This window comes from Paractinoplanes abujensis (assembly GCF_014204895.1).
GTDB lineage: Bacteria > Actinomycetota > Actinomycetes > Mycobacteriales > Micromonosporaceae > Actinoplanes > Actinoplanes abujensis.
Window position 1 is genome coordinate 5,798,263 of the sequence record NZ_JACHMF010000001.1, and the last position, 22,239, is coordinate 5,820,501.

General features: G+C 72.9%; 15 protein-coding genes and 1 pseudogene. 4 read left to right on the plus strand and 12 right to left on the minus strand.

Features of this window, described 5'->3' with window-relative positions; genetic code table 11:
• Positions 1-301: 301 nt before the first annotated feature.
• The 3 genes and pseudogenes from BKA14_RS26410 to BKA14_RS26420 form a co-directional block, all read right to left on the minus strand.
• Positions 302-2,020, minus strand: coding sequence for an ABC transporter ATP-binding protein (locus BKA14_RS26410; RefSeq protein ID WP_184953539.1), 1,719 nt, complete (start codon positions 2,018-2,020; stop codon positions 302-304).
• A complete protein-coding gene (locus tag BKA14_RS26415; protein WP_203722738.1) occupies positions 2,017-3,657 on the minus strand; it encodes an ABC transporter transmembrane domain-containing protein in 1,641 nt (546 codons plus the stop codon). The genes BKA14_RS26410 and BKA14_RS26415 overlap by 4 nt, the downstream gene beginning before the upstream one ends.
• Positions 3,654-4,085, minus strand: a pseudogene (locus tag BKA14_RS26420) (ATP-binding cassette domain-containing protein); the annotation flags it as partial. The gene BKA14_RS26415 and the pseudogene BKA14_RS26420, both read right to left, overlap by 4 nt.
• A 334-nt stretch (positions 4,086-4,419) precedes the next feature.
• Between BKA14_RS26420 and BKA14_RS26425 the strand changes: the two are divergent.
• A complete protein-coding gene (locus tag BKA14_RS26425) occupies positions 4,420-5,769 on the plus strand; it encodes an ATP-binding protein (protein WP_221477321.1) in 1,350 nt (449 codons plus the stop codon).
• Positions 5,770-5,838: 69 nt separating this feature from the next.
• Here BKA14_RS26425 and BKA14_RS26430 read toward each other — a convergent pair whose 3' ends face one another.
• Positions 5,839-6,993 (minus strand): acyl-CoA dehydrogenase family protein, encoded by a 1,155-nt coding sequence (locus BKA14_RS26430; RefSeq protein ID WP_184953541.1) that lies wholly within the window; start codon positions 6,991-6,993, stop codon positions 5,839-5,841.
• Between the two features lie 145 nt (positions 6,994-7,138).
• Here BKA14_RS26430 and BKA14_RS26435 point away from each other — a divergent pair, with 145 nt between their 5' ends.
• Positions 7,139-7,321 carry a hypothetical protein gene (locus BKA14_RS26435; RefSeq protein WP_184953542.1) on the plus strand — a complete coding sequence of 61 codons (183 nt, stop codon included), beginning with the start codon at positions 7,139-7,141 and terminating at the stop codon, positions 7,319-7,321.
• A 104-nt stretch (positions 7,322-7,425) separates the two neighbouring features.
• On the plus strand, positions 7,426-12,528 hold the full coding sequence (locus BKA14_RS26440; RefSeq protein WP_184953543.1) for an SCO7613 C-terminal domain-containing membrane protein: 5,103 nt from the start codon (positions 7,426-7,428) through the stop codon (positions 12,526-12,528).
• A 55-nt stretch (positions 12,529-12,583) separates the two neighbouring features.
• On the opposite strand, the gene BKA14_RS26445 is transcribed toward BKA14_RS26440, so the two are convergent.
• Complete coding sequence (locus BKA14_RS26445) at positions 12,584-12,895, minus strand: NIPSNAP family protein (RefSeq protein WP_184953544.1); 312 nt, start codon at positions 12,893-12,895, stop codon at positions 12,584-12,586.
• 23 nt (positions 12,896-12,918) lie between these two features.
• Here BKA14_RS26445 and BKA14_RS26450 point away from each other — a divergent pair, with 23 nt between their 5' ends.
• Positions 12,919-13,533 (plus strand): histidine phosphatase family protein, encoded by a 615-nt coding sequence (locus tag BKA14_RS26450; protein ID WP_184953545.1) that lies wholly within the window; start codon positions 12,919-12,921, stop codon positions 13,531-13,533.
• On the opposite strand, the gene BKA14_RS26455 is transcribed toward BKA14_RS26450, so the two are convergent.
• The 7 genes from BKA14_RS26455 to BKA14_RS26485 all read right to left on the minus strand — a co-directional run bounded on the left by BKA14_RS26455 (position 13,530) and on the right by BKA14_RS26485 (position 22,104).
• Entirely contained in the window at positions 13,530-14,000 is a 471-nt protein-coding gene (locus BKA14_RS26455; RefSeq protein WP_184953546.1) for a GNAT family N-acetyltransferase, read from the minus strand. The two genes, BKA14_RS26450 and BKA14_RS26455, sit on opposite strands and share 4 nt — an antisense overlap.
• Positions 14,001-14,014: 14 nt before the next feature.
• The gene (locus tag BKA14_RS26460) at positions 14,015-14,752 is read right to left on the minus strand and encodes an SAM-dependent methyltransferase (RefSeq protein ID WP_184953547.1); all 738 of its coding nucleotides are present in this window, start codon (positions 14,750-14,752) and stop codon (positions 14,015-14,017) included.
• Between the two features lie 621 nt (positions 14,753-15,373).
• A complete protein-coding gene (locus BKA14_RS26465; RefSeq protein WP_239093517.1) occupies positions 15,374-15,772 on the minus strand; it encodes a glutaredoxin domain-containing protein in 399 nt (132 codons plus the stop codon).
• 34 nt (positions 15,773-15,806) lie between these two features.
• On the minus strand, positions 15,807-16,304 hold the full coding sequence (purE, locus tag BKA14_RS26470) for a 5-(carboxyamino)imidazole ribonucleotide mutase (RefSeq protein ID WP_184953549.1): 498 nt from the start codon (positions 16,302-16,304) through the stop codon (positions 15,807-15,809).
• Positions 16,305-17,447, minus strand: a complete 1,143-nt coding sequence (locus tag BKA14_RS26475; protein WP_184953550.1) for a 5-(carboxyamino)imidazole ribonucleotide synthase — start codon at positions 17,445-17,447, stop codon at positions 16,305-16,307. It lies immediately after the preceding gene.
• A 28-nt stretch (positions 17,448-17,475) separates the two neighbouring features.
• Positions 17,476-19,467, minus strand: coding sequence for a thioredoxin domain-containing protein (locus tag BKA14_RS26480; RefSeq protein ID WP_184953551.1), 1,992 nt, complete (start codon positions 19,465-19,467; stop codon positions 17,476-17,478).
• 93 nt (positions 19,468-19,560) lie between these two features.
• On the minus strand, positions 19,561-22,104 hold the full coding sequence (locus tag BKA14_RS26485) for a putative bifunctional diguanylate cyclase/phosphodiesterase (protein ID WP_184953552.1): 2,544 nt from the start codon (positions 22,102-22,104) through the stop codon (positions 19,561-19,563).
• Positions 22,105-22,239: the final 135 nt, after the last annotated feature.

The window sequence follows — 22,239 nt, forward strand, 5'->3', positions numbered from 1 at the left end:
AGGGGCGTAGCCGGCCAAAAAGGCCCCGGTTGGTTGAGGTTGACACCGCTGGCGGGGTGGGCGCCGCTGGCAGGCTGACGCCGCTGGGAGGCTGACGCCGCTGGGACGCTGACGCCGCTGGGACGCTGACGCCGCTGGCAGGCTGACGCCGCTGGCGGAGGGTTGGCGAGGCAGGGCGGGACAGGCGAGACCGGCGGCACAGGCGGGACAGCCCGGCCGCGCGGGCCTGGCTGCCGCAGCTCGGTGGGCAGGTTGAGGAGCGGACCCACCGGGCGGGGGTGAGCCGGGCCGTCGCCGTTGGTCAGTGGTCGCGTTGGCCTGACCACGCCTGCCAGAGGGTGGCGTAGGGGCCGGGCTCCTCGATCAACGTTGCGTGCGGTCCGGCCTGCACAACACGTCCCTGTTCCAGCACTACCACCCGGTCGGCGCTGACGGCCTGGGTCAGCCGGTGCGCGACGATCAGCGCGGTCCGGCCCTCGAGGGCGGCCGCGGCCACGCGTTCCAGCAGGCGGGCACCGGCGCTGCCGGCCTCCGCGGTGGCCTCGTCGAGGATGGCCACCGGCGGGTCGGCCAGGATCAGCCGGGCGAACGCCACCTGCTGGGCCTGGGCCGCGGTCAGCGTGTGGCCGCCCGCCCCGACCTCGGTCGCCAGGCCGTCGGGGAGCTGGGCGACCCAGCCCGCGGCGTCGACGGCGGCCAGCGCGGCCCGCACCTCGTCGTCGGTGGCGCCGGGGCGGGCCAGGCGCAGGTCGTCGATGAGCGGGCCGGCGAAGACGTGCACCTCCTGCGTGATCAGGGCGACCTCCCCCGCGGGGACCTCGACGGTGCCGGAGACGGGGTCGTGCACCCCGGCGATGACCTTGGCCAGGCTGGTTTTGCCGGCGCCGGTCGAGCCGACCACGGCGACCCGTTCGCCGCGCCGCACGACCAGGTCGACGTCGCGCAGCACGGGCCGGTCGGGGTGGTAGGCGAAGCCGAGACCGCTGACGACGACCGCCGCCGGCGCCTCGGTGACGGGCTTCGGCGTACGCGGTTCGCCGGCCAGGTCGGCCACACCGATGAGGCGGTCCAGCCCGGAGGCGGCGGCCTGCGCGTCGTCGACCAGGGCCAGCGCGGTGTTGATGGGGTTGAACAGCCCGTGGAAGTACAGCGCGGCCGCGGTGGCCGTGCCGATGCTCACGGCGTCACCGCGTACGAGGAAGAAGCCGGTCGCCAGCACCGCGGCCAGCCCGGCGAACTCGGCCACGTGCAGCCGGGCGTAGAAGCGCGTCATCAGCGCGATGCCCTGCAGCAGCAGGTCGACGGCCTGCTGGGAGCGGGCGGCGACGCGGCCGCTGTGCTCTTCGGCGATGCGGAACGTGCGGATGGTCGGCGCGCCGTCGATCGTGGCCAGCAGGTGGTGCTGCTGGGCGGCCACGGCGACGCGCTGGCGGGCGTAGAGCGGCACGGCGCGGCGGGCGTACCAGCGCACCGTGTACGCCTGCACCGGCACCGCGACCAGCGCGGCGACCAGGAAACGCCAGTCCAGCACGGCCATGCCGCCGAGGGTGAGCACGATCGTCAGGATGGCCCGGGTGAACTCGGGCACCGCCGAGCGGGCGGCCTCACCGACCACCGTCACGTCGTTGGTCACGCGCGAGGTCAGGTCGCCCGCGCCGGCCCGTTCGACCTGTTCCAGGGGCAGCCGCAGGGCCGACTCGACGAATCCTTCGCGGATCCTGGCCAGAGTGGACTCGCCCGCCTGGGCCAGCAGCGCGAAACCGAGGCCGGCCAGCACGGCGTCGACCAGGGCCACCGCGACCAGCCCGACCCCGGTCAGGACGAACTCGCTGGTGGAGGCCCCGCTCGACGCCAGGTCGACGATGTGGCCGAGCAACGGCGGCGCCAGCAATCCGGCGACCGTGCCCGCGATCAGCAGCGTGATGGCCCCGGCCAGCCGTTTGCGTTCGGGTCGCAGAAAGACCAGCAGAGCGGCCCGCGTACGCCGTCCGGCCGCGATCGGAAGCGGAGTGGTCGTCATGCCAGCACCGTCTCCCGGTAGGTCTCGTCGCCGGCCGCGAGGTCGCTGTGCGTCCCGTCGGCCCGCACCACGCCCTCGTGCACGAACAGCACCCGGTCGGTGATCGCGAGCAGGGCCGGGCTGGTGGTGATGAGGATCGTGGTGCGCCCGGCCCGCACGTCGCGCAGCCGGGCGGCGATCCGGGCCTCGGTCACGGCGTCGACCGCGGTGGTCGGGTCGTGCATCGCCAGGACCGGAGTGTCGGCGGCCAGCGCGCGGGCCAGCGCGATCCGTTGCCGCTGCCCGCCGGAGAGCGTGCGGGCGCCGTCGTCGAGCATCGCGTCGAGGCCGTCGGGCCGGGTGCGGGCCACCTCGTCGGCGTCGGCGGCGGCCATCGCGGCCTCGACGGTGTCCGCGTCCGCGCGCAGCAGTGAGACGGCCGAGCGGATCGTGCCGTCGAACAGGTCGGTGTGGTGCTCGACGGCCAGCACGGCGGCCCGCACCTTTTCGGGGCTCAGGCGGGCCAGGGGGGTCCCGTCGAGCGCGACGACACCGTCGGCCGGGTCGGACGACCGGTTCAGCAGGCGGACCAGTTCGGCCGCCACGGCCGGGTCGGTGGCGACCACACCGACGAGCTCGCCGGGGGCGATTTTCACTGCCAGGTCCCGTACGCGCAGGTCGATCGCACCCCGTACGGGCGTGGCCGGTGACTCCTCGCCCCCGCGCACCGCCTCGGGCGCGGACAGCACCGCCGCCACCCGTTTGGCCGACGCGCGTCCCTGGGCCAGGTCGGCGCCCACCCAGCCGAACGTGGACAGCGGCCCGACCAGGAACTGGGCGAGCCCGATGGACGAGATGAGCTGGCCTGCGGTGATGCTGCCGCGCACCGCAAGGATGCCGCCGACCACGGCGATCACCGCCAGGAAGAGTCCGCTGATGGTCAGCACGAGTCCCTGGTACGCCGCCTGGGTGCGGGCCGCCCGCACGGTGGCCGTGAGCGCGACCCGGCTGCGTTGCCGGTAGCGCTCGACCGCGGCCTCCTCGGCCCGCAGGCCCTTGACCACGCGCAGCCCCGAGACCAGGTCGGCCGCGATGCCCGAGGCGTGCGCGCCGTGCTCCTGCTCGGTCTCGCTGCGCTCCTCCAGCGGTTTGCCGATCAGCCGGGTCAGCCCCATCAGCGGCGGCAGACCGAGCAGCACCAGCAGCCCGAGCGGGATCGAGATGGACAGCAGCAACACGGCCGAGAAGATCACGGCGATGACCGCGGCCGTCCCGTACGTGATGGCGACCGCGATCCCGCCGACCCGCGCGGTGTCGCTGGTGGCGATCGCGACGAGCGCGCCCGGCAGCCGGCCCGTCTCGGCCCCGCCCCGGTCGTGCAGTACCCGGCGGGTCACCCGCAGCCGCAGGTCGTGGGCCGCCTGTTCGGCCGCGCGTTCGGCGGCCCGGGCGCCGTAGCGGAAGCTGTAGCTCAGTCCGATGTAGATCGCGCCGAGCACGCCCAGCCAGCGGAACAGGTCGCCCACGCCGCCGTCCACGGCGCGGTCGATGATCACGCCGATCAGGAACGGGACCGCCGCCTCGCCCGCCTGGTGACCGGTGGCCAGCACCGAGCTCAGGACGATCAGGCGGCGCTGCTTCCCGAGCGCCTCCTTCACGCGCGGACCCCGGCCGTACGGGCGGTTCGGCGGCGGTGGCGATCGGCCGGCACCACCATCGGGGTCTCGGTCTCCGGGTCGTCGATGGTCCGGCACGGCATCGCGAACACGTCCTCGACGAGCCGGGCCGTCATCACCTCGGCCGGAGCTCCCTGAGCGTTCACTCGGCCATCCTTCATCACGATGAGGTCGGTCGCGTAGCGGCCCGCGTGGTTGAGGTCGTGCAGCACCGCGACGATCGTGCGGCCCTGCTCGTGCAGCTCGGCGCAGAGGTCGAGCACCTCGAACTGGTGCGACAGGTCGAGGAAGGTGGTCGGCTCGTCGAGCAGGCGTCTGCTGGGCCGGCGCCAGGCAGCGAGCGCTGCCACGAAGCCGGTCCAGCGCCGCTTCGCCCGCTTCTGCTGCGGGCCGGCGGACGGGGCCGCAACGACCGCAGTCAACGTACGCTCCGAGGGTGATCTGATTAGGTGAGCCTAACCTACGCGGAGCAGATGGGCGCGGCCACGTCGTTCAGCTGGTCCCCCAGATGGCCGCCGCCATCGACGGCGACCCGGCCACCGCTGTGGTTCGCGCAAGCCGACGTTTCAACCTGTCAGCTCCGATAGTATCGCCAGCGATAGTATCTTCAACGGTACTAATCGGCTCGGAGGCTTCGTGGTCGCATTCATCGGGCGAGAGCACCAGCTGGCAGTTCTCGACGCTCTCTTCGCGCAGGTGGCAGGCGCCCCGGACACAGACCCGCGTCCGGGGCAGTGCCTGCTCATGCGGGGACGCCGCCGCATCGGCAAGTCCAGCCTCGTGGAAGCCTTCGTCGACCGCTCGGGCGCGCCGGCAGTGTTCTTCACTGCAGCCGGGGCCGCCGACGAGGTCGAATTGGAGTCGTTCATCGAAGCGGTGAGCTCGTCGGACCTTCCGGACCGAGCGGTTTTCGACGACGCCACCCCGGGAAACTGGAGTGCCGCACTCCGGCAGCTCGCCGGCATCCTGCCCGACGACCGGCCCAGCGTCGTGGTCATCGACGAAGTGCCCTACCTGGTTGACCGGGTCGACGCATTCGAGGGCATCCTGCAACGGGCTTGGGACCGCGAGCTCAGCCGCAAGCCGGTCCTGCTCATCCTGGTCGGCTCGGACCTGTCGATGATGGAGGCTTTGAGTTCGTACGGCCGGCCGTTCCATCAGCGCGGCAAAGAGATGATCCTCGGACCGTTGAACCCGGCCGAGGTCGGCGACATGCTCCACCTGCCGCCGGCCGAGGCCTTCGACGCAGCACTGGTCACCGGCGGCCTCCCGTTGATCTGCGCCGGTTGGCAACCCGGGACCGACCTGTGGCAGTTCCTGTCCGCGGAGCTCGCCAACCCGGTCTCACCGCTGCTGGTCTCGGCCGAGCGCTCCCTGGCTGGAGAGTTTCCCGAGTCAGCGATGGCCCGTACGATCCTGTCCGCGATCGGCAGCGGTGAGCGTACGTTCACCAACATCGCCCGAGCCGCCGGCGGGATCTCCCACTCCACGCTGACGCGGGCGACCGAGGTGCTGACCGACAAGCGCATGGTCGCCGCGGAGCTTCCGGTGGCGCTCAGACCGTCGAAGGAGCGGCGCTACCACGTCACCGATCCCTACCTGAGGTTCTGGTTGACTTTCATAGCACCGCACTTGCCCGAGATCGAACGGCTGCGCGGTGACCTCACCTTGCGACGGATCGAGGCCGGCTGGACGAGCTGGCGTGGCCGCGCTGTCGAGCCCCTGCTCAGAGAGTCGCTGGCCCGGCTGCTTCCGGACGACCCCCTGCCGGCAGCCCCGGTGATCGGTTCGTACTGGACCCGGTCCAACAGTCTCGAGATCGACGTTGTCGGCGCCGATCGGGCACCGGTGGCCCGGCAGCTGCTCTTTCTCGGCTCCGTCAAGTGGCTCGAACGTTCGGCGTTCGACAACCATGACCTTTTGGCCTTGCAACGACACCGAGCCGCAGTGACCGACGAGGCGGTTCCCTTGCTGGCGATCAGTCGCAGCGGCGTACAAACCTCCGGCCTGGACGCCTCCTACGGTCCGGCCGAACTCCTCGGCGCATGGCAAAGAAGCCAGCCGAACGACCCTTCACCCACAGAGCTGAGCTAGCGCCCAGCGCACAGTCTCCTGTCTGAGACGTCCCGACTGGGCGTCTCAGACAGGAGGGGTGCCGGGAAGTCAGTCCTTGAGGAGCTGGCGGGCCATGACGACGCGCTGGACCTGGTTGGTGCCCTCGTAGATCTGGGTGATCTTGGCGTCGCGCATCATCCGCTCGACCGGGTAGTCGCGGGTGTAGCCGTAGCCGCCGAGCAGCTGGACCGCGTCGGTGGTGATCTCCATCGCGGCGTCGGAGGCGAAGCACTTCGCGGCCGCGCCGAAGTAGGTCAGGTCGGCGTCGCCGCGCTCGCTCTTGCCGGCGGCCACGTAGGTCAGCTGACGGGCCGCCTCGAGCTTCATGCCCATGTCGGCCAGCATGAACTGCACGCCCTGGAAGTCAGCGACCGGCTTACCGAACTGCTTGCGCTCCTTCACGTAGTTCTTCGCGAAGTCGAGCGCGCCCTGGGCGATGCCGAGGGCCTGCGCGGCGATCGTCACGCGGGTGTGGTCGAGGGTCTTCATCGCGGTGGCGAAGCCGGTGCCCTCCTCGCCGATCATGCGGTCGGCCGGGATCCGTACGTTGTCGAAGTAGACCTCACGGGTGGGCGAGCCCTTGATGCCCAGCTTCTTCTCCGGCGCGCCGAAGCTGACCCCCTCGTCCGACTTCTCCACGACGAAGGCGGAGATGCCCTTCGAGCGCTTGGCCGGGTCGGTGACCGCGAAAACCGTGTAGTACTCGGACACCCCGGCGTTCGTGATCCACCGCTTGACGCCGTTGAGCACCCAGAAGTCGCCGTCCCGCACCGCCCGGGTGGTCATCGAGGCGGCGTCGGAACCGGCCTCGGGCTCGGACAGGCAGTACGAGAACATGGCCTCGCCCGACGCGACCTTGGGCAGGTACTTCTGCTTGAGCTCCTCGGAGGCGGCGATGAGCAGCGGCATCGTGCCCAGCTTGTTGACCGCCGGGATCAGCGACGACGACCCGCAGGCCCGTGCCACTTCCTCGATCACGATCGCCGTGGCCAGGGCGTCCGCGCCGGCGCCACCGTACTCGGCGGGGATGTGCGGGGCGTGGAAGTCGCTCGAGCGCAGCGCGTCGTACGACGCCTTGGGGAACTCGCCGGTCTCGTCGGCCTCGGCCGCGTTCGGCGCCACCCGCGCGTCACACACCTCGCGCACCGCGGCGCGGATGGTCTCGTGATCCTCCGGCAACTGGTAGACGTCGAACTCGCTCATGCCCCTCGTCCCTTCCTCAAGCAGTCCCGCCGCTATGTTACTGGCGCGTAGCGTACGCCCACCAGATGTCCGGACGTGCTGCGCTCGCCTTTCCTGGGCACCGGTTTATTGCGGCGCCACCTACGACGAGGCGTCGATAGCCGCCGTGACCGACGTCTCCCTGGTAATCGTCGTGACCGAGTGGGCCGACTTCCGCAACGCCGGTCCGGTGCGGCTGGGTGAGCTGGTGGCCGACCGCCAGGTCATCGACTGGCGGAACTGCCTGGACCGGGAGCAGTGGCACCGTGCGGGACAGACCTACCCCGGAATGGGACGGCCGCCGATGTAGCCGTCTGCGCGTTTTCTATAGATGTCGACCGCCGTGAGCCTGTTCTAATGAATGTCGTACCGGCATGCTCTAGTCAGACCGGTCGGGTGGGTCGAGGAGGTTTCGTGGCGCAGTCTGGACAGCCCGACGGCTACGACGATGAGCTGGCCCGGATCGAAGCCTCGATCGCGGATCTCAAGATCCGTGACATGGCCGCGGCCAAGGAGCGCACGCAGATCGCCGCCAAGATCCAGGCGGCCCAGTTCCAGCGGGACATCCTGGCCCACGCCAACCAGCAGAAGAAGACGGCCAAGACGCGCCGCCCGCGCCGGCAGAAGCCCGAGGAGTTCCCGCCGCCGCCCCCGCCCACGGGCGCCCCGGCGGCCGGAGAGGCGCCGCCGCCCCCGCGCGCGGCCCGATCGTCCGGGCCGCGACCCGACTGGGCGCCGCCCGGCTCGCCGCACACCGGGCCGCCCGGGGTCGCCACCGACGGCGTCACCGTCCTGGTCGACGACCCGCCGCCGACTGAGCGGGTGGCCCCGCCGCCGCGCCGCTCGGCCGGGTTCACCGGGGCCGAGCACCACCCGCCCGAGGCCTCCTCGCAGTCGGTGCAGAACATCTTGCTCGCCCTGGGGGCGCTGCTGATCGGCGTGGCCGCGGTGGTCTTCGCCGGGGTGGCGGTCAGCAACCCGTTCGCCCGGGCCTTCATCCTCGCCCTGTGCACGGCCATCGCCCTGGCCGTGGCGCCAGGCATCGCCAAGCGCGGCCTGAGCTCGACCGGCGAGACAGTGGCCTGGGTCGGCCTGGTCCTGCTCCCGCTCACGCTGTTCGCCCTGCACGGCAGCTCGGTCACCGGCGGCGCGGACGTGCCCGTCCCGCTCTATCTGGGCATCTCCTTCGCGTTGACCGCCGTGGCCGCGTTCGTCTACGCCGGGGCCACCCGGCTGGCCGCGCCCCGCTACGCGACTGTCGTGGCCGTCCAGCCGGTGCCGCTGCTGCTGGCCGACCCCATGATCCAAAGCCCGGCCGGCTGGGGCATGGCTCTGACCGTGGTCGCCGTGCTCGACCTGCTGCTGCTGACCACCGTGATCCGCAAGGGCCGGCTGGTGCCGCGCTGGCCCTGGGGCCGCCCGGGCCCGGCCGACCGGCGCGCGCAGGACCCGGCGCCGCTGCCCGAGGATCCGCCCGAGCGTCCCGAGACGGCGCGCGAGGAACCCGACCTGATCATCCCGGGCCTGGCCGGTTCGCGCCGCCGCGGCTGGCTGCGCTCGCGCATCTTCCCGGGCCCGCGCCCCGGCGACGCGCCGCCCGCCGGTTCGGTGCCGCTGGCCCCGCCGGCCACCCCGCCGTCGGCCGACTGGCTCCGCGAGCTCACGTTCGCGCTGCTCTGCGTGGCCAGCGCGGGCGCCCTGCTCTATTCGTCGGTGGCGCTGCTGCAGGCCCAGGTGCTGCCCGACGCGCTGCGCTCCGGCCTGGTGCTGGTGCTGGCCGCGCTCACCGGCGCCGCCGCGGCCTACCTGCTCGACAACCAGGTCGCCCGCAACATCGCCGGCGGCGTGCTGGCCCTGGCCGTGATCGGCGCGACCGCCCGCATCGCCGACGTCGTGTCGCCGCACTGGACGCTGGCCGTCGCCGCGGCCGCCGTCGCGGTCACCGGCGCCGTGGTCACCCTGGTGCCGGCCGAGGTGCGCCGCGGCCCGCAGATCGCCTCGGCGGTCGCGCTCGGCATCATCGGCGTGATCCTGGTGATCGGCTGCCTGCGGGCCGCGCTGGCGCCGCTGCAGGCCGCCCGCCCGGTCTGGCACGCCGAGACGGCCGGCTACGCCCAGCGCATGGCCGAGGCCGCGGGCGAGCTGGGCTGGCTGCTGGCCTTCAGCGCGCTGCTGGTCACCATCGCCGCCGCCCTGGCCCTGCCGCCCAGCGTGCGGCACGAGGGCGCGGTGATCGGCATCGCGCTGACCGCCCTGGCCGTGCCCGCCTCGCTCACCCTGAACTGGTCGGAGGCGCCCTGGCCGCTGGTCATCGCCGCGGTCGGCATCGGCGCGGCCGGGCTGGCCGCGACCACCCGGCGCATCGCGATCGTGCACGTCGCCGCGGCCGGCGTGGTTGGTTTCTTCTCCGCCGGCGCCGCTCTGGGCGCGGCCTGGCTGACCGCCGCCGTGCTGACCGCCCTGGCCGGCGCGGGCGTGATGATCGCCGTGGCCGCCCGCCAGATCCCCATCCGGCTGTACGCCTGGCTGGTGGGCGACTGGGCCTCCGGCGCGGCCGCGCTGGCCCTGCCCGGCGCCGTGGTCAGCGCCGCGCTGGCCGTGGCGGACCGCGGCGACGGCCCGCCGGCCACCGAGGCGGTCACCGTGCCCGCCCTGGCCGTCGGCTTCCTGGCCGTGGCGGCCACGCTCAGCTACGCGGCCGTGTTCCAGGTGGCCCGCCGCGACATCAGCCTGCCGCTCACCGCCGGCACCGGCCTCGGTGCGATCTCCCTGGCCCTGGCCGCCCTGCTCGCCCCCGGCGCCACCGCCCCCGACGTCTGGGTCGGCGCGCTGCTGCTGGTCGCGGCGGGCCTGCTGTTCTTCTCGAAGTCGATCGACAACGGCCGGCGCAGCGACCGCATGCTCGACGGCCCCGACATCGCCGCCGCGGCGGCCACGGTCGCCATCTGCGGCGCGCTGGCCCGGGTCTTCGCGCTCGCCTTCCCGCAGGCCCCGCTGGCCGTGGCGGGCGTGGTGGTGCTGATCGTGGCGCTCGCCGTGGCCGTGCTGCCGGAGGACTGGGCGCGCGGCCCCAACCGCGGGCTCGCCGTGGCCGGCGCGGTGATCGGCGCGATCGCGGGCTACCTGGCCGTGGCGGGCGCCGTCCGCATGCTCTCCGTGCCGGCCGACCTGTGGGACGCCGACCTGTCCCGCGGTCCGGCCCCCGGCCCGGGCGCCTGGCAGGCCCCGTTCGCCCTGGTCGCCATCGCGATCGCGGCCGACCTGGCCGCGCCCCGCCCGTGGTCGCACCTGTTCTCCGCGATCGCCGGGGCGCTGGCCGCCATCGGCGCCCCGTTCGCGCTCGGGCTGCCCTGGTGGTCCCCGCTGCTGCTCGGGGGCGCGGTCGCCCTGGCCTACGCGATGGCCGCGGTGGCCACGATCGACCCGATCGCCGCCCTGTGCCGGGCCGGGGCGGCCGCCGTCGTCCTGCTCCACGCCGTCGTCTCGTCGCTGGCCCGGCCCTGGTCGACGGCCCTGTCCCTGCTGATCGTGGTGATGATCGGCGCCCTCACCGCGATCATGGCCCGCACCCGGGTCGCCGAGATCCAGGAACCACCGCCCGGCACCCCGCTGCCCCCGCCGGGCCGGTTCTGGTCACCGTCCACGATCACCGAGGCCGATCTGGCCCGCGACGACACCGGCATGCCGCGGCACCGCGCCCAGATCGGCGGCGCCGCCACCGGGGCGATCATGCTGGCGCTGCCCGGCGTGCTGGCCTCCGTCGCCGCCGACCAGGCCCACGACGCGCTGATCGTGCTGACGGCCGCGCTGGCCGCGTCCAGCCTCAGCCTGGCCGTGCTCGCCCTGGCCGGCCGCTACATCGCGCAGTTCCTGCCCTGGGCCACCGTCGGCCTGGTGCTGGGCGCGACGATCACCGCGTTCGCGTCGATCCCGACCCCGCACCCCACGGCCCTCTACGCGGCGGCCGCCGCGCTGCTCGGCGTCATGGCCGAGTTGCTGCGCGGCTCGATCCCCGCCCCCGGCCTCACGCTGGCCCGCGAAGGCGCGTTCTCCAGCGGCAGCTACCGCGCCCGGCGCTGGACGACCGCGCGCCCGCTCGGGCTCACCGGCCGCTGGCTGGTCGACCCGGCCACCAGCGCCGTCGTGCTCGCCCTGCTGCCCACCATCCTGGCCATCTTCTCGATCGCCCCGGCGCTGCGGGCCGCCCTGATCGACCCGCTGGGCCAGCTCGGGCACATCTGGGACGGCCCGGTCCCCGCGCTGGCCGCGCCCTCGTCGGGTTACGTCGACGGCACCAGCGTCCTGGCCATCGTGCTGCTCACCGGGGCCGCCGCACTGGCCGCGATCGGTTTCGGCGGCCGCGCGTCCGAGACCGTGCCGGTCATCATGCCGGGTCTGGCGATCACCATCCTGATCACGCCGATCGCCCTGCACGCGGCGTACCCGACGGCCACCAGCGCGGCCTTGGTCGTCTTCACGATCTCGATGCTCGGCCTGGCCCTCACCCCGCCGCCCGCCGGCCGCCGCTCCTCGCTGCTCGGCACCGTCCGCACGATCGTCTTCGTGATCGGCCTGCTCGCCGGCAACGCGGGCCTGGCCGGCAGCCTCGCCCAACAACGCCTCACCCTGCTCACGCTGGGCTGCGCGATCTTCGTCGGCCTGGCCGCCGCGCTGGCCGGGCGCAGCCGCTTCGCCCGCGTGCTGGGCTGGGTCTTCGCCGCCGTGATGGGCCAGTTCTTCGTGCTCACGGCCGCGATCGCCGCCGGTGTGGAACGGCCGTGGGCCGCGTTCGGGGTGCTCGCCGTCGGCGCCGCCCTGCTGATCCTCGAGGCCACCGTGCCCCGGCTGGGCCTGCCGCAATACCGCACCGAGGCCACCACCATCGAGTGGAGCGGTTACGCGTCCGCGCTGATCGCCGGGGTCATGGCGTTCGACTCGCCCGCCCACCTGGCCGCCATGCTGGCCGCCTGGGGCGCCGTGCTCGGCCTGGCCGCCGCCCGCGTGGGCCGCCCGCCCAGCCAGCGCCGAGCCCTGTTCTGGACGGCGGTCGGCTTCGAGGTCGTGGGCTGGTGGCTGTTCATCGCGCTGGCCGACGTCGCGCTGCCCGAGGCGTACACGCTGCCCTTCGCCGCCCTGGCCCTGCTGGTCGGCGTCATCGAGTCGCGCGACCGGTCCGACCTGAGCAGCTGGGTGGCGTACGGGCCGGCGCTGCTCGCGGCCTTCGTACCCACGATCGGCATCGTGCTGGCCGGCGACGGCGGCGAGTTGCGCGAGGTCCTGCTGCTGCTAGCCGCCGTGGCCACGCTGATCGTCGGCTCCCGCAACCGCCAGCAGGCCCCTGTCGTCGTCGGCGCGGTCGCCACCATCATCGCCGCCATCCACTTCGCGATGACCCTGGTCGGCCCCTGGCTGGTCCTCGTGCCGCTCGGCGTCATCCTGCTCTGGGTCGGCGCCACGAACGAAAACCGCCGCCGCACCCGCGAAGGCCTGCGGGGCGCCCTGGTCCGCATGCGCTGAGACGACCCGGCTCCGGCGCTCCCCCTTGACCTGACCGCCGTAACCTGGGCGGCGTTCAGCCGGCCGGAAGGAGCGGGCGCATGAACGTGCGCTCGTAGCGCACCACGCATTTCGACTCGTCGCGAATCCGGTCGGCCGCGACGAACTCGGGGTCGTGGCCGAACAGTGCGCGATACCGCTCGTACGCGGCCAGGCTCTCGAAGCTGAACAGCGCCTCGGCCTTGTCGCTGGCCCCCTCGGCGGGCAGGAAATAGCCGTGGTGGACGCCGCCGTGCTTGGCCACCAGCCGCATCCATTCGCGCGCGAACCGCTCGAACGCCGCGATCTGCTCCGGGTCGATCGTGTAATGCACCACGCAAGTGATCACGCTTCGACCCTATCTTTACGGGCATGCGCACGCTCCACGTCGTCACCCATCCCGAAGCCACCCACCACGTCGCCGGCCTCGTCGGTGGCTGGTTCGACTCCGACCTCACGCCACGCGGGCTCGACCAGGCCGCGAAGATCGCCGACGTGCTCGCGACCCGGGCGGCCGGGGCCGAGGTCTACTCGTCCGACCTGCTGCGCACCCGCCGTACGGCGGAAGTCGTCGCGAACCGCCTCGGCACCGGTGTGACCCTCGACGGTGATCTGCGCGAGAAGTCGTACGGGGAAGCCGGCGGCCGCCCCCAGTCCTGGCTGGACGCCCGTTTCGTTCCACCGCCGCGCGACGGCGAACGCATGCGCCACGACGAGGGCATCCCCGGCGCCGAAACCAAACATGACCTGGCCGTACGGGTCTACGCCGCACTCGACCGCATCGTGAAGCCGGAGGCGGCCCACCAGGTGATCGTGACCCACGGCATGGCCGCGACCTTCGTGCTGGCGGCCTGGATCGGCATGCCGCTCGAAGCCGCAGGCCGGGTCGCGTTCCGCTTCACCGCGGGCGGCATCACGACGCTGCACGAGGACGACTACTTCCACAACCACGCAGTCGTCAGCCTCAACGACGTGAGCCACCTCTAAAGCGGCTTCTCCATGATCCGGGTCGGGCGGCCCTTGGCCAGGTCGGGGCGCAGGTCGATCTGCTCGTAGCCGAGCGCCCGCCAGAAGGCGAGGGCCGGCTCGTTGCCGACCAGCACACCTAGGCGCAGCGCGGGGGCACCCGCCGATCGGTAACGGTCCTCGATCGCGGCGACGATGGCCCGCCCGTGGCCACGGCGGCCCAGGCGACCGTCCACCAGCAACAGACCGATCCACGGGTGGCCGTCGATCGGGTGCTCGTCGAGCAACTGGGCGAACCCCACGACACGGTCGCCGTCCTCGCGGGCAACGACCGTGTCCTCGCGCAGCATGACCTCGACCTCGGCGCGGGACAGGGTGCCGAGGTCGAGGTCGCCGCTGACGCGCCAGTACTCGGGCCGCGACAGGCAGATCCCGTACAGGCTGTCCAGCTCAGGCCCGGCCAAGGTGGCCTCGCGCAGACAGATCACCCTGGCACTCTAGGTCAGCGCTTCTTCAGGGCGAACACGCCCCAGCCCAGGTAGCGCCGCCCATAACGCACATGATTCAGCGGCGCGGTGTCGAGCTCTTCCCGGAACCGGGCGGCCAGCTCGTCACCGGGGTTCTCGTCGAGCCAGGTGCGGACGGTGAGCCACTGGGCCGCGACGTAGCGATCCCAGCTGTCCTCGTCGGCCAGCACCATCTCGACCAGATCCCAGCCCAGCTCGCCGAACGACCCGACCAGGCCGGGCAGGTCCGCGAAGTCGCTCCTCTGCTCGGCGTGCGAGCCCCGCACGGCGGCCTCGTCGGGCGGGTCCTCCCGCCAGAACGGCTCCCCGATCAGCATGAGCCCGCCCGGACGCAGGCTGCGCCCCAGCAACTCGACGGTGCCGGCCACACCTTGGCCGATCCAGGTCGCGCCGATACATGCGGCCACGTCGACCTTTTCGGCCGCCACGAACCCGGCCGCGTCACCGTGCACGAAAGTCACATTCCCCGCCACCCCCAGCTCGACGGCCCTGGCCCGGGCCCGCTCGATGTGGTTGGTGCTGATGTCGACACCCGTGCCGGTGACGCCGTGATCCCGGCTCCAGGTGCACAGCATCTCGCCGGTGCCGCAGGCCAGGTCGAGCAGGGTCGCCCCGGGCGGCAGGCGCAGGGCCCGCCCGCCCTCCTCGGCCGAGGGATTCTGCTTTATGCGCCACCCCTGAGCGGCAAGAATGTCGGCTCCCGAGTTCTCCATCTCGAGCCCCCGCCGGGTCTCCCGGTCGGACCGGGAAGGGATATCAGTTCTTCTACCGGCCGGCACGCCGCCTGGCGGGCCACTGGGACGGGTGACCCCGCCGGGGTACCGGTTTCTCGCCTCTCCAGATCGGCCCACTTCGGCCGTGCCGGCCGTCCGACGCTGCGCCTCTCGGATGGAGTCCGGGTCACCGTCGTTCGAATGGGGCCTTGGCGGCCCGCCGCCGGGACCTCTCGAAGGTGAACTCCGCCCTGGTACAGGAGTCCGGACCGGACCGCGCAGCTTCCCGTATTACCGGCTCGAATGCGGTCGATTCTCCGATGTTCAGCGGCCCCGACGCGCAGTCGATGGGCGTCTCGCCGTCACTGCGCAAAGACACGAACGACTACGAGCACGGCCAGGACACGTCAGCGCCGTCGTTCGCCTCGACGTGCTCCGGCGGCTGCGCGTCTCGACTATGCGCGCGCCTTTGATCGTGCCGCCCGCCATCGGGTTCGGGTACGCCCCGTCGCTGAGCTCGGACGACCACACCCCGCTCGCGCCGCCCAGGGAAGCTCGCCCGGATGCTAGTTGATGTTGGTGTGGTCGGTGTTCTCGATGCGCAGCAGTGCAGGAGAGCGTTCAGTGAAGGTTTCGGACCAGCTGCGGTGAGGGGTTCACATAGGACTGGTCGGCCGCGACCACGGTGGGTACCGTCTCGTTGCCGCCGGCGATGGCCCGTACGGATGCGGCGGCCGCGGGATCGTTCCAGATGTCGACCCAGTGGTATCGGCCGGCCTCACGCGCCAGCAGGGCCCGCATCCGCAGGCAATACGGACAACCGGGCCGCCAGTAGATGATCGGCCGGCCGTCGGCGGCTTGGGCGGCTCTCGCGTCGGCGTCGGTAATGGAACGAGGGAACGCGAGCGGCGCAACGAAGCCACCGAAGAGAACAAAAGCCGCCAGAATCAGCACGCCGCCGAGAACCGAGCCGTTGATGATCATCGGGACGCCGCCGATGATCCCGGCCGCGATGAGCATGATCGACGGAGTCCAGCGTCTCATCGAAGCGACGTCACCCGAGCAGACGTTCGCGCAGGGCGGCGTCCTTCTCGGCCACCAGTTTCTCCAGGCTCGTCTGGAAGGTGGCCATCTTCGTGCGCAGCAGCTGGTCGGACGCGCCCAGGATGCGTACGGCGAGCAGCCCGGCGTTGCGCGCCCCGCCGATCGACACCGTGGCCACCGGCACCCCGGCCGGCATCTGCACGATCGAGAGCAGCGAGTCCATGCCGTCGAGGTGCTTGAGCGGCACCGGCACCCCGATCACCGGCAGCGGGGTCAGCGCGGCCACCATGCCGGGCAGGTGGGCCGCTCCCCCGGCGCCCGCGATGATCGCCTGCAGGCCCCGCTCGGCCGCCGACGACGCGTAGTCGACCATCTTGCCGACCGTACGGTGGGCCGACACCACGCCGACCTCGAACGGCACCTCGAACTCGGCCAGCGCGACCGCGGCGGCCTCCATCGTGGGCCAGTCGGAGTCGCTGCCCATGATGATCCCGACGCGCGGCGCCATTTACCGGCCCTCCTGAAGCCACTGGGCGGCGCGGACCGCGCGGGCCCGCACCGAGGTCATGTCGTCACCGAGCACCGTCACGTGCCCGATCTTGCGGCCGGGCCGCACGAGCTTGCCGTAGAGGTGCACGCGGGCCCCCGGGTCCTCGGCGAACAGGTGGTGCAGCCGCTCGTCGATGGACATGCCGCCGGGCTCGCCACCCAGCACGTTCGCCATCACGACGGCGGGGGCGGTGAGCGAGGTCTCGCCCATGGGGTAGTCGAGGACCGCGCGCAGGTGTTGCTCGAACTGCGACGTCCGGGCGCCCTCGATCGTCCAGTGCCCGGAGTTGTGCGGCCGCATCGCCAGCTCGTTGACCACGATGCCGGCGTCGGTCTCGAACAGCTCGACGGCGAGCAGACCGACCACGCCCAGCGCGTTGGCCAGGTCGATCGCGAGCTGCTGGGCCTCCAGGGCCAGGCTTTCGGAGAGGCCGGGCGCGGGCGCGAGCACCTCGACGCAGATGCCGTCCTGCTGCACGGTCTCGACCACCGGATACGCCGCGACCTGCCCGAACGGCGAGCGGGCGACCAGCGCGGCCAGCTCGCGGCGCAGCGGCACCTTCTCCTCGACGATCAGCGGAGTGCCGGTCGCGACCAGGTCGTCGGCTTCCGCGGGGGACGACAGCATCCACACCCCGCGACCGTCGTACCCACCGCGGGTGGCCTTGCCCACGACCGGCCAGGAACCGCCGGCGAAGTCCGCAATGTCCGCAGACGACGAAACGCGCGCCCACCTGGGCACCGGCGCACCCAGGGCCGCCAGCCGCGTACGCATCTCGCCCTTGTCCTGGGCGAACAGAAGCGCAGCGGAGCCGGGGAAGACCTTCACCCCCTCGGCCTCAAGGGCGGCGATGTGCGAGTTCGGCACATGCTCGTGGTCGAAGGTGACGGCCTCGCAGCCCTTCGCGAACTCGCGCAGGGCGGCCAGATCGGTGTGGGAGCCGATGCGCACATCGGCCGCGACCAGGGCGGCGCTGTCGTCGGGAGAGACGCTCAGCACGCGCAGTGACTGGCCGAGGGAGATCGCGGCCTGGTGGGTCATCCGGGCCAGTTGGCCACCGCCCACCATGCCGACTACGGGCAGACCGGTTCGGGTATCCATCGCCCGCCCAGCCTAGCCAAGCCCCAGCTCAACCCAGCCGGGTGGTCAGCTCCTCCACGCTGGTGGCCGGGCGGTCACAGACAAAACCGCGGCACACGTACGCCGTGGGGACGCCACCTTGCAGCGGCCGGTCGGCCAGCAGCGGCACCCCGGGCCGGTCGGGCTCGCCCGCGACGATCACCGTGCCGGGCGGCGCGTGCCGGTGGGCGGCGGCCAGCAGCGGGCCCTCCTGCCCGGCCGGGGCCGCGATGGCGATCTCGTACGGGCCGGTCAGCGCAGCCTCGGCCACCGCGGCCGCGTATCCCGCGTACCGGGGGTGTGAGCCGATCACCGGGCCCACCGTGGCCAGCGCCGCGTCGGCCGCCTCGCGATAGCTGGGCTCGCCGCTCAGCGCCGCGTACGCGACCAGGGCCGCGCAGAGCGCCGACAGCCCCGACGGCGTGGCGTTGTCGGTCGGGTCGGCGGGCCGTGTGACCAGCCGTTCGGCGTCGTCGGCGGTGTCGTAGAACCCGCCGTCACCGGTCGGGAAGTGGGCCAGCGCCGCGTCGAGCAGGTCGCGGGCCCGGTCGAGCCAGACGGCGTCGGCGGTGAGCTGGTGCACGGCCAGGAACGCCTCGGCCACGCAGCCGTAGTCCTCGAGCACGCCCACCGGCTCCCCCACCACGCCGTCGCGTGAGACGCGGCGCAGGCGCCCGCCGACGACGTGCCGGGTCGCCAGCACCTCGGCGATCCGCAAAGCCTCGTCGCGGACGTGGGCGGAACCGGTCAGGATGCTGTATTCGGCCAGCGCGGTCACGGCGAGCCCGTTCCACGAGGCCACGACCTTGTCGTCGCGGGCGGGCTGGGGGCGGCCGGCCCGCGCGTCGAGCAGGCGGGTGCGCACCTCGCCCCAGCGCACGACCAGGCCGGGGTCGGCCGCGTCGATGTCGCGGGCCAGCACGAGCACGCTGCTGCCGTGCTCGAACGTGCCCTCGGCGGTGACCCGGAACAGGTCGGCCGCCCACGGGCCGTCGTCGTCGCCGAGCGCCTCGGTGAGCTGGGCCGGGGTCCAGGCGTACGTGAGTCCTTCGACCCCGGCCGCGTCGGCGTCGAGCGCGGAGGCCAGCCCACCCTCCGCGGTGCCCAGGTCGCGCAGCATGAACTCGGCCGTCTCGTCGGCGATCCGCCGGGCGTACGGGTCGCCGGTCAGCCGCCAGAGCTGCGTGTACGCCCGCAGCAGGAGCGCGTTGTCGTAGAGCATCTTCTCGAAGTGCGGCACCGTCCAGGTCGCGTCGACCGAGTAGCGCGCGAACCCGCCGGCCAGCTGGTCGTAAAGGCCGCCGCGACCCATCCGTTCGGCCGCGAACCGTACGGCCTCCAGCGCCTCTTCCGACCCGGTGCGCTGGTGGTGCCGCAGCAGGAACAACATCGCCATGTGCGGCGGGAACTTGGGCGCCCCGCCGAAGCCGCCGTGCGTCGTGTCCTGCTCCTTGAGCAGCCCGTTGGCGGCCGCGGCGAGCAGCTCGGACGAGATCGGCGCGCGCGGCCCGCCGACCAGCTGCGACCCGCCGATCGCCTGGACCACGTTGGCACCCTGCTCGATCACCTGCTGCCGCTGGTCGCGCCAGGCCGTGGTCACCGAGCCGAGCAGGTTCGCGAAGTTGGCCTTCGGAAAGTACGTGCCGCAGAAGAACGGGTCGCCCTCAGGCGTGGCGAAGACGGTCATGGGCCAGCCGCCCTGCCCGGTCATGGCCTGGGTGGCGGTCATGTAGACGGCGTCGACGTCGGGCCGTTCCTCCCGGTCGACCTTGATCGAGACGAAGCCCTCGTTCATCAGCTTCGCGACCTGCTCGTCCTCGAAGGACTCGTGCGCCATCACGTGACACCAGTGACAGGCCGCGTAGCCGACCGAGATCAGCACCGGCACGTCGCGGCGTCTGGCCTCGGCGAACGCCTCGTCGGACCATTGCCACCAGTCGACCGGGTTGTCGGCGTGCTGGAGCAGGTAGGGCGAGGTCGCGCCGGCGAGACGATTGGCCATACCCCCAAGCCTCTCACTCCCGGGCGTCCGCGGCTCGGAGGCGAGAAGATAGTGACCTAGACGGCGGCGGCGCGGCGCCTGCCGGGCCGTCCGCTAGACGGCGTCGTCGGCGCGTAGTGGGCGGATGTTGGCCGGGGCCGCCTCGGCCAGCTGGGTCAGCGCCGACACGATCCGGTCGGCCGGCATCGGCTTGCAGAAGTGGTAGCCCTGCGCCGAGGGGCAGTTGAGCGCGATGAGGGCGGCGCGCTGTTCCGTGGTCTCGACCCCTTCGGCCACCACCCGTACGCCGAGGCGCGCGCCCAGCTCCACCGCGCCACGGACCACCGCCTCGGCCGCCGTCGACTCGATCATCTCGTCGACGAAGGACCGGTCGATCTTGATCTCTTCGACCGGGACCCGGGTGACGATCGAGAGCGACGAGTAGCCGGTGCCGAAGTCGTCGAGGGACAGCTGGATGCCGTTGCCGCGAAGCTCGGCCAGCACCTCGTCGACGATCCGGTCCTCGCTGACCGCGACCGACTCGGTGATCTCCAGGACCAGCCGGGAGGCGGGCGCCCGGTGCCGCCGCAGGGCCTCGGCGACCTGGGCCGGGAAGCCGGGGTCGAGCAGGCTGCGGGCCGAGACGTTGACCGAGACCGGCACGTCGATGCCCGCCGCGTGCCAGCTCCCGGCGGCCTGCAGGGCCAGGTCGAGCACCCGTGTGGTGAACGCCGTGTGCAGCTCGGCCGAGTGCTCCACGGCCGGGATGAACTCGGTCGGTGACAGCTGGCCGCGACGCGGATGCTTCCACCGTACGAGGGCCTCGACCCCGGTCGGCGCCGCCGTGACCAGGTCGACCGCGGGCTGCAGGTTGAGCAGGATCTGATCGTCGGCGGCCAGCGCGTCCTGCAGCTCGGCCAGCAGAGCCAGCCCGTCGGTGGTGACCGCGTCCTGGGCGGCGTCGAAGACCGACACCGACACCTGCTGCCGCTTGGCCTGGTGCAACGCCAGGGAGGCGCGGCGCACCATCTCGGCCAGGTCGGCTCGCCCGGCCGGTTGGGCCACGACCCCGACCGCCACTTCGACGGCCAGCCGTACGCCGGACACCTCCATCGGCCGCATCAGGTGCTCGACGACGTCACGCGCGCGGCGCAGGGCCATCGGGATCGGGGACGGCTGAGTCGCGGCCAGGTCGGTGTCGGTCAGCGTGGCCACAGTCGGGATGAACAGCGCGAACTCGTCGTCGCCGGTGCGGGCGACCAGCTCCCCGGCGCGGGCCAGCTCGGTCAGCCGCTCGGCCACCGTGCGCAGCACCTCGTCGCCGTGCCGGTGGCCCAGGGTGCCGTTGACCTCACGGAAGTCGTTGATGTCGAGCAGCAGCAGCGCGACCGGGCGGCGCCGGTCGAAGGAGCGCAACTGCCGGTCGCCCTCGGTCAGCAGCGTGGTGCGGTTGAGCAAACCGGTCAGCCTGTCCTCGGTGCGGTCGCGGGTGATGCGCTCCTCGAGCTCGGCCACCCGGGTGCGGGTCGCCGCGTCGTGCAGGGCGCCGGCCAGGGCGTCGCCGAACGCGGAGATGGCGGCCTCGTCGCGCGGGACCGGCAGGGTGGGGTCGGACAGCCAGACGGTGAGCTCGCCGACCGTGTCCCCGGCGACCGCCATCGCCCGGGTGATCGCCGGACCGGGCAGGCCGGCCACGGCGTTGTCCTGGCCCGGGCTGTCCTCGGCGTAGCGGCGTTCGCCGTCGCGGCCGCGCACCTCGACCTCGACCCGGCGCGCGCCGAACACGTCGAGCGCGGCGCCCAGCCCGGCCCGGACGACCTCGGCCTCGGTGCCGGCGGGCAGGGTCGCCGTGGCCGCCGCGAACGCCTCCCACATGCGGCGCTCCTCCTCGGCCCGCAGGTGGAACCGGTAGGTGCGCTGGAGCAGCCAGAGCCCGGGGGCGAACGCGAGGAGCCAGAGCGGGCCGCCCACCATGACGTGCACGGCGCCCAGGCCGACCGCCACGTTGCCGACGAACATCGGGATCTTCGCGTACGAGGCCCGGACCAGGATCTGCCCGGCGGGCGCGTCCCGGTGCAGCGTGAGGGTCAGCGTGGCCAGCCCGAAGGTGACCAGCTGATAGGTCAGGGCGCCCGCGACCAGCCCGATCGACGTGGTGGTGCTCAGCACGGGCGCGTCCCCGGCGATCAGACCGGCCACCAGCGCGGCGCCGGCCGAGCCGAGGCTGAGCGAGGCCGCCAGGTGCACGGTCTCGGCCACGTTGCGCCGCGAGTCCCACCAGGACAGCAGCGCCCACGCGCCCAGCGCGCCGGCCAGTGTCGCGGCGGGCAGCCAGCCGGGCGGCACCACGACGAAGCCGATGATGAAGGCGGCTTCGCCCCAGCTCACGGAGACGAAGCCGCGGCCCAGCCGGAACCGCAACCGGGCCAGCTGCCCGGCCCCGACGAGTGCCACGGCGAGTGCGACCCCGGCCACGGGCGTGAGTGGACGGTCGGCGGGGAGACCGACCGGCAGCAGCACGCCGACGACGGCGACCAGAAGGGCCGCACCCGCGACCGCGGCGGTCAGCGCACGGACCCCGCGGGAACGACCGGCCAGGCCCGCCGCGTCGATCCAGGATCGACGGACGCGGGTCTCGGCGACCGGCGGGGCGCTCATGAAAAACACCGCTTGAACTGCGGCACTGGCGGATGCACGTGCATCTGCAGTGGAGAAAAACGCGGGCGGGGAATGGTCATTTTCGGCGCCCCCTTCCGCGCAGGGATCGGGGGCGGTTAAGCCCCCGGCGGAAGG